This window comes from Marinobacter sp. NFXS9 (assembly GCF_040148665.1).
Lineage (GTDB): Bacteria > Pseudomonadota > Gammaproteobacteria > Pseudomonadales > Oleiphilaceae > Marinobacter_A > Marinobacter_A mangrovi.
Genome location: NZ_JAGDDW010000005.1, coordinates 35,618 through 50,471 on the forward strand (window position 1 = coordinate 35,618; position 14,854 = coordinate 50,471).

Annotated in this window: 9 protein-coding genes; 6 read left to right on the forward strand and 3 right to left on the reverse strand. The window is 61.6% G+C overall.

Annotated elements, in window-relative coordinates; all coding sequences use genetic code 11:
- The first annotated feature begins 149 nt into the window (after window positions 1-149).
- The 5 genes from J3364_RS09485 to J3364_RS09505 all read left to right on the forward strand — a co-directional run bounded on the left by J3364_RS09485 (window position 150) and on the right by J3364_RS09505 (window position 7,065).
- A complete protein-coding gene (locus J3364_RS09485) occupies window positions 150-1,382 on the forward strand; it encodes an efflux RND transporter periplasmic adaptor subunit (protein WP_349558127.1) in 1,233 nt (410 codons plus the stop codon).
- A complete protein-coding gene (locus J3364_RS09490) occupies window positions 1,375-4,524 on the forward strand; it encodes an efflux RND transporter permease subunit (protein WP_349558128.1) in 3,150 nt (1,049 codons plus the stop codon). Before J3364_RS09485 ends, J3364_RS09490 begins: the two co-directional genes overlap by 8 nt.
- A gap of 175 nt (window positions 4,525-4,699) precedes the next feature.
- Complete coding sequence (locus J3364_RS09495) at window positions 4,700-5,929, forward strand: DUF445 domain-containing protein (protein ID WP_349558129.1); 1,230 nt, start codon at window positions 4,700-4,702, stop codon at window positions 5,927-5,929.
- 106 nt (window positions 5,930-6,035) lie between these two features.
- On the forward strand, window positions 6,036-6,908 hold the full coding sequence (locus J3364_RS09500; protein WP_349558130.1) for an HDOD domain-containing protein: 873 nt from the start codon (window positions 6,036-6,038) through the stop codon (window positions 6,906-6,908).
- Window positions 6,859-7,065 (forward strand): hypothetical protein, encoded by a 207-nt coding sequence (locus J3364_RS09505; protein WP_349558131.1) that lies wholly within the window; start codon window positions 6,859-6,861, stop codon window positions 7,063-7,065. Before J3364_RS09500 ends, J3364_RS09505 begins: the two co-directional genes overlap by 50 nt.
- A gap of 59 nt (window positions 7,066-7,124) precedes the next feature.
- Here J3364_RS09505 and J3364_RS09510 read toward each other — a convergent pair whose 3' ends face one another.
- Window positions 7,125-8,453, reverse strand: a complete 1,329-nt coding sequence (locus tag J3364_RS09510; protein ID WP_349558132.1) for a YihY/virulence factor BrkB family protein — start codon at window positions 8,451-8,453, stop codon at window positions 7,125-7,127.
- Window positions 8,454-8,904: 451 nt separating this feature from the next.
- Between J3364_RS09510 and J3364_RS09515 the strand changes: the two genes are divergently transcribed.
- Window positions 8,905-11,058 carry a methyl-accepting chemotaxis protein gene (locus J3364_RS09515; RefSeq protein WP_349558133.1) on the forward strand — a complete coding sequence of 718 codons (2,154 nt, stop codon included), beginning with the start codon at window positions 8,905-8,907 and terminating at the stop codon, window positions 11,056-11,058.
- A gap of 122 nt (window positions 11,059-11,180) precedes the next feature.
- Here the strand turns inward: J3364_RS09515 and J3364_RS09520 are convergent, their stop codons facing one another.
- Together J3364_RS09520 and J3364_RS09525 are read right to left on the reverse strand one after the other, a co-directional pair.
- A complete protein-coding gene (locus J3364_RS09520; RefSeq protein ID WP_349558134.1) occupies window positions 11,181-12,236 on the reverse strand; it encodes an NAD(P)-dependent alcohol dehydrogenase in 1,056 nt (351 codons plus the stop codon).
- A 115-nt stretch (window positions 12,237-12,351) separates the two neighbouring features.
- On the reverse strand, window positions 12,352-14,757 hold the full coding sequence (locus tag J3364_RS09525; protein ID WP_349558135.1) for a fatty acid cis/trans isomerase: 2,406 nt from the start codon (window positions 14,755-14,757) through the stop codon (window positions 12,352-12,354).
- Window positions 14,758-14,854: the final 97 nt, after the last annotated feature.

A 14,854-nucleotide genomic window follows, 5' to 3' on the forward strand; every position in this document is an offset into this window, starting at 1 on the left:
AAAACCCTCTAGAATGCGGCGTATTGGACACGCACTGTCCAATCACTGAGACACCACAATAAGCAGCCCGACATTAACCCGGGCCATAACAACTGCTGAGAGTTCAGGCCGTGCACGCATCCACTCGATTCCGCCTTAGCCGGCGGCGATTGCTTCCTGTCCTGTTGGTCCTCGTGGCCATCGGTATCGCCAGCCTGTTGATCGCCCTGCGCCCGACGCCTCCGGAAAGCAACCCGGAAGAAAAGGCCTGGCCGATCCAGACGACGGTCATCCAGTCCGCCAGCCGCTCGCCGCAACTGCGCCTGCTGGGGCGCGTGGAAACGCCGTTCCGGTCCACGCTGAGCGCCGCTGTGACGGCCGATGTGGCCCGCCTGATCCGTCTTGAGGGCCAGCACGTCAGCAAGGGTGACGTCATTCTGGAGCTGGAGGACGACGAGGTCAGCCTGCTGGTGGACCAGCGCCAGGCCGACGTGGCCGAGCTGGAAAGTCAGATCGCCCAGGAGCGCAACCAGTACGATGCCGACAAGAAGCTGCTGGAGCGGGAAAAGTCTCTGGTGGCCCTGGCCCAGCGCGCGCTGGATCGCGAACAACGCCTGTCCGAATCCAACCTCAACAGCCAGACCCGCCTGGATCAGGCCCGGGAAGCGCTGCAAGGCGCCGAGATTTCGCTGGTCAACCGCCAGCTTGCGGTGGCGAATCACGACAGCCGCCTGAAGTCGCTGCAAGCCAAACTGGACCGCGCCAATGCCTTGCTGGCTCAGGCCAGGCTCGATCTGGGCCGCACGCGCATCCACGCGCCCTTCGATGGCACCATCACCGAGATCGACGTCAGCCCCGGCGAACGGGTCCGGCCCGGCGAGCCGCTGATCAGCCTCTACGCCAGCGACGACCTGGAAGTCCGCGCGCAGATTCCCATGAACCGCATCGTCACGATTCAACAGGCCCTGGCGACCGATCAAGAACTGACGGCCACGACGCGCCTGGGCGGTGTTTCCCGGAAACTCCACCTGACGCGCCTGTCCGGACAGGTGAACAGCGGTGCGGGCGGCATGGACGGACTGTTCCGTTTCACGGACGACGCCCCGGCTGCGGCACTGAACCGAACCCTGGACATTTCCCTGGAGCTGCCCCAAGAACCGAACCTGTTCTCCGTGCCGGTGGCCTCGCTTTATGATGAGCACACCCTGTACCGGGTGAAAGACGGTCGTCTGGAATCGCTGGATGTGCAGGTGATGGGCGACCGCTTCGAGCAGGACCGCCAGTTCCTGTTGATTCGCACGGACCAGCTGCAGGACGGCGATCGCATCCTTGCGACCCAGCTTCCCAATGCCATTACGGGCCTGAAGGTCAGCGTCATGGACGGAGCACCGGACAATGGCTGATCCGCGCAGCGAGCATCGCCAGGATCTGCTGGGCCGCTTTGCCCGGCACAAGGTGGCCGCCAACCTGCTGATGTTGATCATGGTGCTGGCCGGCGTTTACGCGTTGACCGGCCTCAACCGCCAGTTCTTCCCCAACTTCGCCACGGATTTCATCACCGTGCACGTGGTCTGGCCCGGCGCCAGCGCCGAGGATGTGGCCCGTTCCATCACCACCCCGCTGGAGCAGGAACTGCGCAACCTGGATAACGTGAAGGAGATGCGCTCCACCTCCTCCCTGGGCTACTCGAACATCGTCATCGAGTACGAGGAAGGCTCGGACATGGGCATCGCGCTGGATCAGGTGAACGAGCATGTGGGGCTGGTCCGCAACCTGCCCAGCGATGCCGAGCGCCCGGAAATCAGCAAGTTCATCCGCAACGAGGCCATCGCCAGCGTCATCCTGACCGGCCCGGTGCGGCTGGAAGCCCTGCGTCCACTGGCCTACCGGTTTGAAGATGAGCTGCTCAACCGTGGCGTGGCCAAGGTGGAAATGACCGGCCTGCCGGATCGGGAAATCGCCATCGAGGTGGGCAGCGATCGCATTGCGGAGCTTCGCCAGTCCCTGCCCCAGTTGGGTCAGCGGATTCTGGGTCAGAGCCAGGATATTCCGGCCGGCACCGTGGGTGAGGAAGAATCGGCGCGGGAAATCCGCAGCCTGGAGAAGGGTCGCACGGCGGCGGAATTCAGCCGCATGCCGATCATGAGCACCGCCGACGGCCGCCGCCTCACCCTGGGCGACATTGCCGACATCAGTCTGCGCCCCAAGGACAACGCGGTGGAGGTGTTCTACCAGGGCCAGCCGGCGGTGCTGATGCAGCTGCAGCGGGCGGAGACCAGCGATGCCCTCAGTTCCGCGGACATCATGCTCAACTGGCTGGATGACACCCGCCCCTCGCTGCCGGACGGGGTCAAGCTGATCACGTTCGATGAGAACTACGAGCTGATCGTCGACCGCATCAACCTGCTGCTCAAGAATGGCCTGAGCGGTCTGATCCTGGTGGTGGGTATCCTGTTCATTTTCCTCAACGGCCGCATCGCCTTCTGGGTAGCTGCGGGGATTCCCATCTCGTTCATGGGGACGCTCGCCATCCTCTGGCTGAACGGCGGCAGCATCAACATGGTCAGCCTGTTCGCGCTCATCATGGCGCTGGGGATCATCGTGGACGACGCCATCGTGGTGGCCGAGGATGCGATGACCCACTACCAGAAAGGCGAGCGATCCCTGCAGGCCGCCGAAGGGGGCGCCCGGCGCATGCTGGTCCCGGTCATGAGTTCGTCCCTGACGACCATCGCGGCCTTCCTGCCCCTGATGCTGGTCAGCGGCATCATCGGTCAGATCCTGAAGGACATTCCGTTCGTGGTGATCTGTGTGATCATCGCTTCGCTGATCGAAAGCTTCCTGATCCTGCCCGGGCACCTGCGGGCGTCCTTCCACAAGCATCACCATCGCGAGGAAGGCCCGCTGCGCCAGAAACTGGACCGGGCATTCAATCGATTTCGCGACCACACCTTCCGGCCCATGGCGGAATGGAGCCTGAAAAACCGCGCCACGGTTCTGGTCGGTACCGGCTGCGCCCTTGCGCTGAGCGTGGTGCTGGTGGCCTCGGGTCACGTACGCTTTACCTTCTTCCCCACGCCGGAATCCACCCGCATCGTCGCCAGCGTGAAATTCGCGGCCGGGACACCGCCGTCAGCGGTGAAGGCCTATGGCCAGCAAATGGAAGACGCGCTGTGGCAAACCAGCGATGCACTGGGCAAAGACAATCCGCTGGTGAAAATGGCGGTACTGGAGCTGAACCGCGGCTCGTTTGACGGCGGCCGCTCCACCGAACGGGGCGAGCAGTACGCCATGGTGTCGGTGGAACTGACCGAGCCGGACGCCCGCGAGATCCGCAACCCCCGGTTCATTGCCGCCTGGCGTGACGCCCTGCCCAAACGGGCCGGCATCGAGCAGCTGTCGATCACCAGCCCCCAGGGCGGGCCGCCGGGCAAACCGCTGGACATCTTCATCACCGGCGCCGATGCCGGCACCCTCAAGCAGGCCGCCGAATCCCTCAAGGCCAGCCTGGGCCAATACCAGGGACTGACCGACATTCTCGACGACCTGCCCTGGGGCAAGCAGCAGTACATCTTTACCCTCACGCCACTGGCCCAGAGCCTGGGGCTGACCATCGACGACGTGGGCCGCCAGATGCGCGCTGCCCTGGACGGCCAGCTCCTGCAGGTGTTCTACGACAGCCACGATGAAGTGGAAGTGCGCATCATGCTGCCCAAGGCCGAGCGGGACCTGCAGCGCACCCTGGACACGCTGCCCATCGTGACATCCTCTGGCGATACCACGCCGCTGGCCAACGTGATCAACCTCGAGTCCCGCCGCGGGCTGGCCCTGCTGCGCCATACCGACGGTCAGCTCGGCGTGCACGTCACCGCGGATGTGGACAACAAGGTCACCAACGCCAACCAGGTGCTGGCCGAGCTTCAGCAAAAGGCCATCCCCCAGTTGCAGAGCCGGTACGGCGTACGGACCACATTCAAGGGCAAGGCCGAAGAGCAACGCGAGACGGGCCAGGACATGGCTTCGGGCGCCCTGATCGGCCTGGCGATGATCTACATCATCCTGGCCTGGGTATTCGCCGCCTATACCTGGCCGCTGGCGGTGATGATTGCGATTCCCTTCGGCCTCTGTGGCGCCATTCTCGGGCACCTGCTGCTGGGCATCGACCTGACCATCCTCTCATTGTTTGGCATGTTCGGGCTGTCCGGCATCGTCATCAACGATTCCATCATCCTGGTAACCTTCTACCAGGAGCTGCGCGAGGGCGGGATGCCGGCGCGGGAAGCGCTGGTGGAAGCCTCCTGCCAACGCCTGCGGGCGGTGCTGCTCACATCCCTGACCACCATCGGCGGCTTGCTGCCCCTGCTGTTCGAAACCTCGCTGCAGGCTCAGTTCCTGATTCCCATGGCGGTGAGCATCGCCTTCGGCCTGGCCACCGGCACGTTCCTGATCCTTCTGGTGGTGCCTGTGCTGCTATCGCTGATCGAGGGGGCGACCGAACGACTCCGGAGCAAACCCACCGAAGCGGCACACGGCGACACGCTTTGATCGTGCTGACCGCACGTTCCTGCGCCAGCGTCATTGACACTTTTGGGGCGGATGCAGAAGATGCCAGAGCGCATCCCCGCCCGGTGACCCACCGCCAAGGATGAAGCACCGCGATGGCACCACCGAAAGGCCTTGCCCCGGACCACAACGATAACGGACCAAACGAGTCGTACGCATGAGCGAATTGCTGCACAGCACCGAATTCTGGCAATACCTCAGTATCCCCGTTATTGCCGCCTTGATCGGCTGGGTCACCAACTGGCTGGCCATCAAGATGACGTTCTATCCGCTGGAATTCATCGGTGTGCGGCCCATCTGGGGCTGGCAGGGCATCATCCCTTCCAAGGCGCGCAAGATGGCCGCCAAGAGCGTGGACGCCACCATTTCCAAGATTGGCACCGTGCGCGAGATCTTCGAGCAGATCGACCCACAGGTTCTGGCCGAATACGTGATCCAGACCGTCGAACCCCGCACCGAAGAATACGTCGACGAATTGATGCTGCGGGAATACCCCACGTTCTGGGAAAACCTGCCCGCCTCCGCCCGCAAGATGGTCTACGACCGGGTACGCCGTTCCACTCCGCAACTGGTGGACAATCTGGTGGACGACCTGTCGGTCAATATCGAGGGCCTGCTGGACATCAAGGGCATGGTCATCGAGCAACTGGCTACAGACAAGCGACTGCTCAACCGCATCTTCCTCGAGTGCGGCGAGAAGGAATTTCGCTTCATCGTGAATTCCGGCCTCTATTTCGGCTTCCTGTTCGGGCTGGTGCAGATGGCGGTCTGGTACTTTTACCAGTCCTGGTGGGTCCTGCCCTTCTTCGGGCTGCTGGTGGGCTGGGCCACCAACTGGATCGCACTGAACGTCATCTTCCGTCCGCTGCGCGAGCGCAAGGTAGGCCCAATCCGATTGCAGGGCCTGTTCCTCAAGCGCCAGCGGGAAGTGGCGGAATCGTTCTGCTACATCGTCACCCACGAAATCCTCACCGTCGGCAACATCATCAATGCGGTGCTCAATGGTCCTAACGGCGATCGCGCCAGGAACATGGTGCGCAAGCATATCAAGCCGCTGGTGGACGAGACGGCCGGCATGGCCAAGGCGCTGACCCAGATGGCGTTTGGCCCTACGGGTTTTGCCACCCTTAAGAACAAGGTCGGCGAGAAAGCGCTGGAGATTTCCTCCTCCTCGTTCAATAACCCCGTGTTCGAGAAAGATCGGGCCGAGGCAGTAGAGAGCATTATGGTCGAGCGCATGGTGGCGCTCAGCTCCGAGGAATTCCAGGACCTGCTGCGCCCCTGTTTCCAGGAAGACGAGATCAAGCTGATCCTGGTCGGTGCGGCACTGGGTTTTGCCGCCGGTGTGGCCCAGTTTATCTTCGTGTTCGGCGAGCAGCTTATCTGACGTCCGATGTGCCTTGCACAAGGGCACCCTCGTGTAGCAATATCTTACGCTTAAAAATGTGACGTCTTTCACAGACGGGAAGTCGCGACTGCACGAGGCCGTAAGGATGTGGCGCCTGTTTCAATGGATTAAAGCAAAAACTGCAACGCCGGAGGAAACCCTCCGACCCGGCAGCGGACTCCTGAATGCAGTCGGCACAGACCCAGCGGACGCGGAACAAACTCGCGACGCCCTGACCCAACTCGAAGGCCACCTGTTCTGCTGGCTGTTGAATGCGTCCCCCGCCGAACTTGAGCGGGACACCCCCAACGCTCCCATGGTACTGGCCCAACTGCAGACGCGTTTGGACAACGGCAGGCTCATGGAGTTGCCGCGCCAGCCCGCCGTCCTGCCGATGCTCATGCGGGCCCTTTCCGCGGAAGACATCAGCCGCCACGAACTGGCCGGCATCATCCTCGGTGACCCGGCCCTCACCGAACAATTGCTGCATGTGGCCAACAGCCCCTTTTTCCGACCCAGCGACCAGCCGATCGAGTCCGTGGAACATGCGATATTCCTGCTGGGACTGGATGGCGTGCGCAGTGTGGCCGCGGCCGCCGTCATGCGCCCCATGATGACCGCCCGCTCCAACCAGGAAGCGCTATTCACGCAGCGGGTCTGGCGCTGGGGACTGAGCTGCGCCCGGTCGGCCGAGCTGATCGCCCGTTCCCAGGGCGCCGACGGCAACGCCTTTTTCCTGGTCAGCCTGGTGCCGGCACTCACCTATATCACCCTGCGCCGGGAAGTGACGCGGATCTACCGGTCCCAGAACCAGGCCGGTCTGCCGGAACCCGCCATTATCCGCACGGCCCTGCACACCCACGAATGGGATGTCGCCCGCCTGCTGTCGGCGCGCTGGGACCTGCCCCCCCCAATACCAGGCTTACCTGATGACGGCGGAGCGCCCGGCCCCCAGCGGGCCACACACACCCATCAATGACGGCATCATTCTGGGAACCCGTGAAGTGCTGCGCCATGCCCACCAGCGCAACCTGCCGGAAGAGCAATTGCTACGTGCCCTGCAACTGGACGAGCCAACGTTCGTGAGGATTCGCACCACACTGCTGACCATGCTGCGGGAGGCCCCGCATCCCTGACGCCCGGCAGGCCTCCGCCCGAAGCATCTGCCTGGGCTGCGCAAGCGCGGCCAGTATCGCTACATCCGAGATTCGAAGTCCCTGGACGCGGATGCGTGATGCAGCACCTCGGACATGGTGCGTGGATCGCGGCTAAAACGGGCATGCAGTTCGGCGGGCAAGACCTTGGGCAAACGCCGTGTGAGATGATCCTCGTCGGCCCGGACCACATACAGGATGTCATCGATGGTGATCAGGTCCAGGGCCCGCCCGGGCACCAGACAGTCACCGTTGGCACCGGCCAGGTTGAGTAAGCCACCCCGGATCAACTTGTCGCTGACCCGCCGGGTCACTTCCCCCGGCACCCCCATCTGATGCTCCAGTTTCTCCTGCTGGGGTGCATGCTTACCTTCACTGAACGGTTTGCACACCAGCCACATCATCACCATAGCCACCTGCTCCTGCAATTCCGGTGAGTAGCGCACCTGGTAACGCTTGGCTACAGCACCGGGATTCTGCAGGTAATAGACGATGCTGGCGCCGATCAGCAGGAGTAGCCAGTTCAGGTACAGCCAGATCAGCAACACGATACCGATAGCGAAGCTGGAGTAGATGGCCGCGTAACGGGCCGATCCGGCAACGAACGATGCAAACAGCATCCCGCCAGCCTGCCAGGCAACCCCGGCAATCAGACCGCCAATGGCGGCATAGCGGAATTTGACACGGGTATTGGGAATAAAGATGTAAACGAAAATGAACGCCAGCACCACCAGGAAAAAGGGCGTGAATCGGCTGGCGAACAGGATCAGCGCCCCGAACGGCTGCACCGCCATCAACGCCTGCACATAAGTGGACGAAAAGATCGTGGCCGTGATACCGATGGCACAAACGATCAGCAGCGGCCCGACGGTAATCACGCTGAGATAGTTACTGAAACGCTGGGCCAGAGAGCGCATCTGCGGCACCCGCCAGATCATGTTGAACGACCGCTCGGTCTTCTGGACCAGAGAAATGACGGTGTAGACCAGTAGCGCCAGGCCCACCGAGCCCAGCACGCCGACCTTGATGTTATCGACGAAGCTGAGAATCTTCTCGGCCATCTCGATGCCTTGCTGCCCCATCGGTTCGAAGAACTGGAACAGCAGTGGCTGGATGCGCTGGTGAACGTCCAATGCCTTGAGTACGGAAAAACTGAGAGCCAGCAACGGCACAATACTGAGTAACGTCGTGTAGACCAGGCTCATGGCGTGGAGCGTCAACTGACCATTGATCACATCCCGGGCCACGGCATAGGCCGTACGACCAGCCCGGTAAAGCCAGGTCCAGGGCCAATGCCGCGGTGGATTGGGATTGGCCAGAATCCATTGCTCCACCTTGTTGATACGTTCCTTGATCTCAGAAAAGTTCACACGCGCTCTCATGCTTCGGCTTGTTTACCTGAACCGGGAGATACGGACATTCACGAAAGTCCGATGTCTCCCGCCTACACGCAACTGTATGGGTTTATTGTAGTGGCTTGAGTTTCAAATCGTCGTCATGACATCACTTTTTCGCGCAACGCCGGTGTCCACTCATTCTGACCAATGTCCAGCCACAGACCAAGCCGGTCAACCGCCTTACGGCAACCGACCGCCATGCACTACAACAGAACACCAAACCCGATTTCGCACCAAGATACACCAACAAAGGCATCTTAAGAGAACCGCGTCACACGTAGCTTGCGAATTATTTCCAGGCCCAAAGATTGCAGGCAACTGAAACAGCACCACTCAAACAGAAAACAAAGCGGTTAACCGATAACTGCTCCTCGCCCCGTTATGGTGCTGCCGGGCGAGCACGTTGGGCCAAGAGGCGACTCTCATGACTTTAAAAAGCGACTCCATGCACCTGACGAACAAGGAACGTCGTTGGTTACCCTGGCTTGGACACACAGGCAAACTCACGATGGGTTGGTCCTGTTTCCTGAATCGGAACATGTACCGGACGAATGAACAGATTTTTGAGGGCGTTGCAAATACACGGGTCAACGCCCTGCGTCACTGGGCAGACAACAAATGGGCGTTCCTGGACAGCCTTCGGGAACGGCTTGAACCGGGCTATCCGGACAACGCATCCAGCATTATGGCCGGCGCGGCACCAAGGCTTCGGGAGATCGCCGAGCTTTTCGTGATCGACGAACACGGTAAGGTGATCGCTTCGACCTGCCAGCGGCGGCAAGGTGCCAGCGACCTGAGCGACCGGGCTGTCAGCAAGGGCCTCAACGAACGCTTCCTGCATGGCCCATACAGCGACCCGGTAACCCTGGAACTCGGGGCTACCTCGTCCCGCTTCCACGATGCCATCACACTGATGTTCTACCATCCGTTCACCGGCCCGAATGGGGAGCGTGCCGCAGTCTGCGCCCGGATTCCCAACGATGTCATGAGCGACCTGATCCAGCGTGAAGCCGGCCATGTTTTCGAGGAATCCGGTGACAACTACATTTTCATGATCGACAGCCAGTTCGATCCCTCGATCCCCCAGGGCGCAGCGCTGTCACGTTCGCGCTTCGAGGACGCGACATTCAGCCATGGCGACAACCTCAAGGAAGGTATCCGCACCGGCTTCGGCACTGTGGGCATCAAGAATCACACAGAGTTCGAGATCCGCTTTACCGACCCGGCAACCGGGCAACTCCATCCGGGCGTGCGGGAAACCATCGCCCGGGGAGAAAACCTGTATGTGAAATACCCGGGCTATTCCGATTACCGGCATATTCCCGTGATCGGCAAGGGCGTTACCTTCCAGATGCCCGGCTCACCGGACCGCTGGGGCATGATGTGCGAGGGGGATCTGGAAGAGGTTTACCGCCGCCGTTCCGTCGCCCATCAATTAACGGCCCGCTTCGGTTTTTTCGTTACAGTCCTGTGCCTGACCAGCATCGCGCTGGCTTATTTTGACGTGCCCTTCTGGATCGAAGCTGTCAGCCAGATTGGCCTGTCACTACTGGGGATCGGCATCTTTCGAGCCAGCACCGCCGGGCCTCTGGCAAGGCGGATGTCGACCATGGCCGATGTGATCCGCAATATCGCCGAGGGCGGCGGCAACCTGCGCCAGCGCCTCGATGTAGCCACCATGAAACGCGACGAAACCGGTGACCTGGCGCGATGGATCAACAGCTTCATCGACAGCCTTGACGGCATGGTCGGCCAGGTCATCACCCTGGCAACCGATTCACGCTCGGCCAGCAGTCGCCTGCTGGATCAGAACCGGCTGGCGGACGAGAACATCCAACAGGTGATGCAGGACATCGAAGCCATGGTAGAAGGCGCTCGGCAACAGCAGCAGGAAATCGAGAATGCCTCCACCACCGCCCACGAAATGCGGACCAGTATGGACGAAGTGGTGACCCGGGCCCGGGAACAGTTCACGATGATCAGCCGTGAGGCGGAGGGCATCCGGGAAGTCGTGAGCAAGTCGGCGGATAGCATCCAGGCCGCCAACGACCGGACCGAAGAGATCACCCGGACGGCGGCGGAAATCAGCGCCATCGCCGAGCAAACCAACCTGCTGGCCCTGAACGCCGCAATCGAGGCGGCCCGCGCCGGCGAACATGGCCGCGGCTTTGCCGTGGTCGCCGACGAGGTTCGTCAACTGGCGAGCCGGACCGCAAAAGCCACCCAGGAAATCGAAGAGCGATTGCAGCGGGTGCAGGAAGAAACCAAGCAGGCCGTCGCCACCATGCAGGATGGCATGACGGAGATGGAGCAGCGCCTGCAGCATGCAGAAACGGCGACGGCCGATAACGACACACTGCACCACATGGTGGAAAAGCTGTTCTCAGCCATCGCCGGTATCGAACAGACCAACGAGACCCAGACCCGGCAGACCTCAGGTGTCGCCGAGAGCGCCACAACCATGACCACCGTGATCGCCCACCTCAATGCGAGCTCGGAAATGACCCACAGCGCCGCTCACAAGCTCAAGCAACTGACAGGTCAGTTCCAGGTCAGTGCGGCAGGGATGGAAAACTAGGGAGCCAGGTCTCTTTCGATAAAGGCGCCTTCATCAAGGGCGGGGAGCGAAACCCCGCCCTTGCCTGGTGCCACCACGGGCAGGCTTGAGTCGGGCGGACAGCCATTCCAGACGCGGGCACGTCACGGTGTAATCGCCACCTTAAGGACACCATCGCGCTGGTTCGAGAACAGGTCATAGGCGTCGACGATGTCATCGAGCCGGAACCGGTGAGTCACCATCGCCGTCAGGTCCACCCGGTCGGAATCGATGACCGTCATCAGGCGTCGCATTCGCTCCTTGCCGCCGGGGCATAACGTCGTGACAATCCGATGGTCGCCCAAACCTGCTGCCATCGCATCCAATGGCAGGGTCAGCTTGCCGGAATACACGCCCAGGCTGGACAAGGTACCGCCCGGACGCAGGGCACGCAGGCAGGACTCGAACGTCTGCTGGGTGCCCAATGCTTCGATCGCGACATCGACGCCACGTCCGGCGGTCAACTCGTTGATTGCTTCCAGCGGGTTCTGGCGATTGAAATTGATCACATGATCGGCGCCGAGGCGCCGCGAGACTTCCAGCCGCTCGTCCACACCATCCACCACGATAATGCGGGTGGCGCCCATCAGCTTGGCGCCGGCCGTTGCACACAGCCCAATCGGGCCCTGGGCGAAGATGGCAACAGTATCGCCGATTCGGATATGGCCGCTTTCCGCACCGCCAAAACCGGTGCTCATGATGTCGGGGCACATCAACACCTGCTCATCGGTCAGGCCATCCGGCACCGGCGTCAGGTTCGCCTGGGCATTGGGAATGCGGACGTATTCCGCCTGACAGCCATCGATGGTATTCCCCAACTGCCAGCCGCCCATGGCCTGCCCGCCACACTGGCTGCTGTCGCCATCCAGACAGGGATGGCACTGCCCACAGGGCGTAATGGCTCCGGCAATCACCCGCTGCCCCACCTGGTAGCCCGTGATCGCATCGCCCAGGGCCTCGATGACGCCAACCGGCTCATGGCCGACGATCAATCCCGGTTTGACCGGATACTCGCCCTTCAGGATGTGGACGTCGGTGCCACAAATCGTTGTGGTTGTGACCCGGAGCAATGCATCGGTCGGCCCGATCGCCGGTACCGGCCGCTCCTGTACCTCGATTCGGCCGGGCTCAACGAACACCGCCGCTTTCATGGTTGCCATGACAACACCTCCCTTGCACCTGCGCCGCCAGCCGTTGACGGCTTACAGACCGACCATACGCCGATGCAGGGAGGCACCATTGACCGACATCAAGAATCGCCGGCAAAGCGCGGGCCTACAGATTCTCGTACCGGTTCACATCGAAGATCCCGGCCTGGGAGGGATCGGTCTCCTCGACATAGGCCCTGAAATCCGCCACCACGTCCCAGAAATGCGGACTGGTACGACGCACCCCCCAGCGGGCGGCCAGGTCATGCAACGTTTCCGGCGATTCGACCCGCTCCAGGGCCGAGACGAAGACATCCAACTCAGATAGCGGCACATCAAAGCTGAAATTGGGATAGGTTCCCAGCGCCCCCGGCATCACCGTCACCGTATCCTCATCCGGCAACAGGCGGCTGTCCTCGGCGAACATGAACGCGACATTCTCGTGCATGCGGTTATGGACCAGCGTATAAATCCAGCGCCGATCGCCATCCGTGACCCGCAGGAAGGTGACTTCCGGCAGGAACTTGATGACAGGAAGGGAGGCGCCCGTCTCCCGGGTCAACGGCCGGAGGATGGTTTCTGCCCGGCGTTGGGCGTTACCGAGTCCGGGACGGTCGCAGTCGCCGCCGGGAGCGCATCGGTTGAGGGTGTCCGGCGGCCCCATGACGCGGCTGGCCCGCTGGGATAACAGCGTCGTAAAGCGCTCCATAATGGCTTGCTCGTCGGACGAGTCTGGTAACGTGCTGTAATCCAGGCGTGTTGGCGTATCGGTATCCAGGCCGGTGTAGGTGATGGCGTTCTTGATGCGGGCCAGGCCCTGATACCAATGATCGTAGATCGCCTGACGCGACCCGGCCGGGACGAAGCGCAGGAAGTTGTCCTCGGCTCCGTTACGGATCAGGTCGAAATAGAGACGCGTCTGCGCCTGATGGGAAACGCTGCCAAACACATTGAAGTTCACCACCAACTCGTAATAGGTACGCTCGAACAGCGGATAATCCATGACCCAGATGGTACGCGGCACCTGACCGTGCAGCCCGCGCCGCACCGAAGCGCTGTCGTAATGACGGAAGATGGTCAGCAGTGCGTCCCGGTTCCAGTTGTCGCCATCCCAGATTTCATCCAGGGTAGCACCATCGGTTTTACGCTTGCGGTACTCGGCCTGGCGCAGTACCAGGTAATCGTTGCGCTGCCCCTTGTAGCCCAGCCATTGCGGGCCCAGCGCCAGGAGGTCGCTGTCCTGCCCCGGCAGCCCCAGCAATGGAGACACCTTACGGCGATAGTCGGCGTCGTTGACGTAGGCTTCCTGATCCGGATCTTCGAAAATCGTCCAGAACTGGTCCCGGATAACATCGGTCGCCACCTGCCCGCGACAGACCGGCCCACGAATGAAATTGCGCACGAAATATTCGGCATCGTCGAGCATGAACTGGTAACGGGACTTGGCGGGAATCGCCGCAAACGTCTCGAACGGATTGGCACGATCGTCGTAGTCGTAGCCGGGCATGTCCTTTACCTGCCAGTCGGTATCGAAGAACAGCGACTGGTAGCGCTTCATGCGGGTTGCGCCCAGCGGGTAGGTCATATGGGTCTTGGCCACGATCGACCGGGTAATCGGCCGCAGGCGATAGTAGACACGGCCCCCGGCATCGCCGTTCGGTCGAACGGTATCTACCGGCAGGATCTTGTCACCCGGCGGCGTCCAGGAACGGATCAGCTCGTAGAAATGACTGTCCGGGATATCCGGGAAATACAGATGGGCGGCGAACAGGTGTTCGAACAGGTAACGTGAAACCAGTTGGTGGCGATCGCCCTGCGCATTGAAGAAGGCTTCCCAGCGTTTGACGGCCGCCCGCTCAGCCTGGCCTGGACTGAAAGTCGGCGCGTCGGTGACAGCACCTTCCTCGATCCAGGTTTTCAACGTGTGGAACTCTTTGTCAGTCAGCCCAGCGGCAGCGAACGGCATACCGCCATGCGGATTGGCCGCCGCATAGCCGGCAAAACCCGACAGTGTGGGACAGCTCTGCTGCCGCCCTATACCCAGCGTCACGCCATCCGGTATGCGGCTGTTGGGTGCCAGGGGGTGTTGGCGGCCATGCTCGAGCATCTTGTAGAGTACCGAGGTATCGCGGGCATCCAGGGCACCGCCCTCGACATTACCGTGCAACACCGAGAAAAACCCTTTCCGGCGCCAGTCAGCGGTAGTGATGGCATCGATACCCAACCGGGTTGGCGCCATGTTTCGCAGCCGGCTGCCATCGTAGACCGGCAATGGCGAGGCTCCACGATTCAACCCCTCTGCGCTGGACAGCTTGAGCTGACAAGGCGCGTCATAGCAGCCATGGCAGGCAATACACTTGGCCTCAAAGATCGGGCGGATGTCTTTCTGGTAGTCATAGGTCTGGTTCATCGCCACTAGCGGCTGCGGGTTGCTGTAGGTCGGCACCTGACTACAGGCATAGACCAGCAAACTGGCCACCACCACAAGCATGGCGGCAAACAGGGAACGTGGGCGCGATTGACGTCGGTGCATGAGACTTCCTTTTCCCGGAAACGGCACAACCAGTCATACGTGCCCGATTGGCAGATCGCTCATTATAAAGGCGAAATGCGATGGGAACAGGACGGTC

What these genes read in the sequence shown, in the direction of transcription:
- J3364_RS09490 (WP_349558128.1), top strand. Translation starts at nt 1,375, where the DNA reads ATGGCTGATCCGCGCAGCGAGCATCGCCAGGATCTGCTGGGCCGCTTT.
- J3364_RS09495 (WP_349558129.1), top strand. Translation starts at nt 4,700, where the DNA reads ATGAGCGAATTGCTGCACAGCACCGAATTCTGGCAATACCTCAGTATC.
- J3364_RS09500 (WP_349558130.1), top strand. Translation starts at nt 6,036, where the DNA reads ATGTGGCGCCTGTTTCAATGGATTAAAGCAAAAACTGCAACGCCGGAG.
- J3364_RS09505 (WP_349558131.1), top strand. Translation starts at nt 6,859, where the DNA reads ATGACGGCGGAGCGCCCGGCCCCCAGCGGGCCACACACACCCATCAAT.
- J3364_RS09515 (WP_349558133.1), top strand. Translation starts at nt 8,905, where the DNA reads ATGACTTTAAAAAGCGACTCCATGCACCTGACGAACAAGGAACGTCGT.
- J3364_RS09520 (WP_349558134.1), bottom strand. Translation starts at nt 12,236, where the DNA reads ATGGCAACCATGAAAGCGGCGGTGTTCGTTGAGCCCGGCCGAATCGAG.
- J3364_RS09525 (WP_349558135.1), bottom strand. Translation starts at nt 14,757, where the DNA reads ATGCACCGACGTCAATCGCGCCCACGTTCCCTGTTTGCCGCCATGCTT.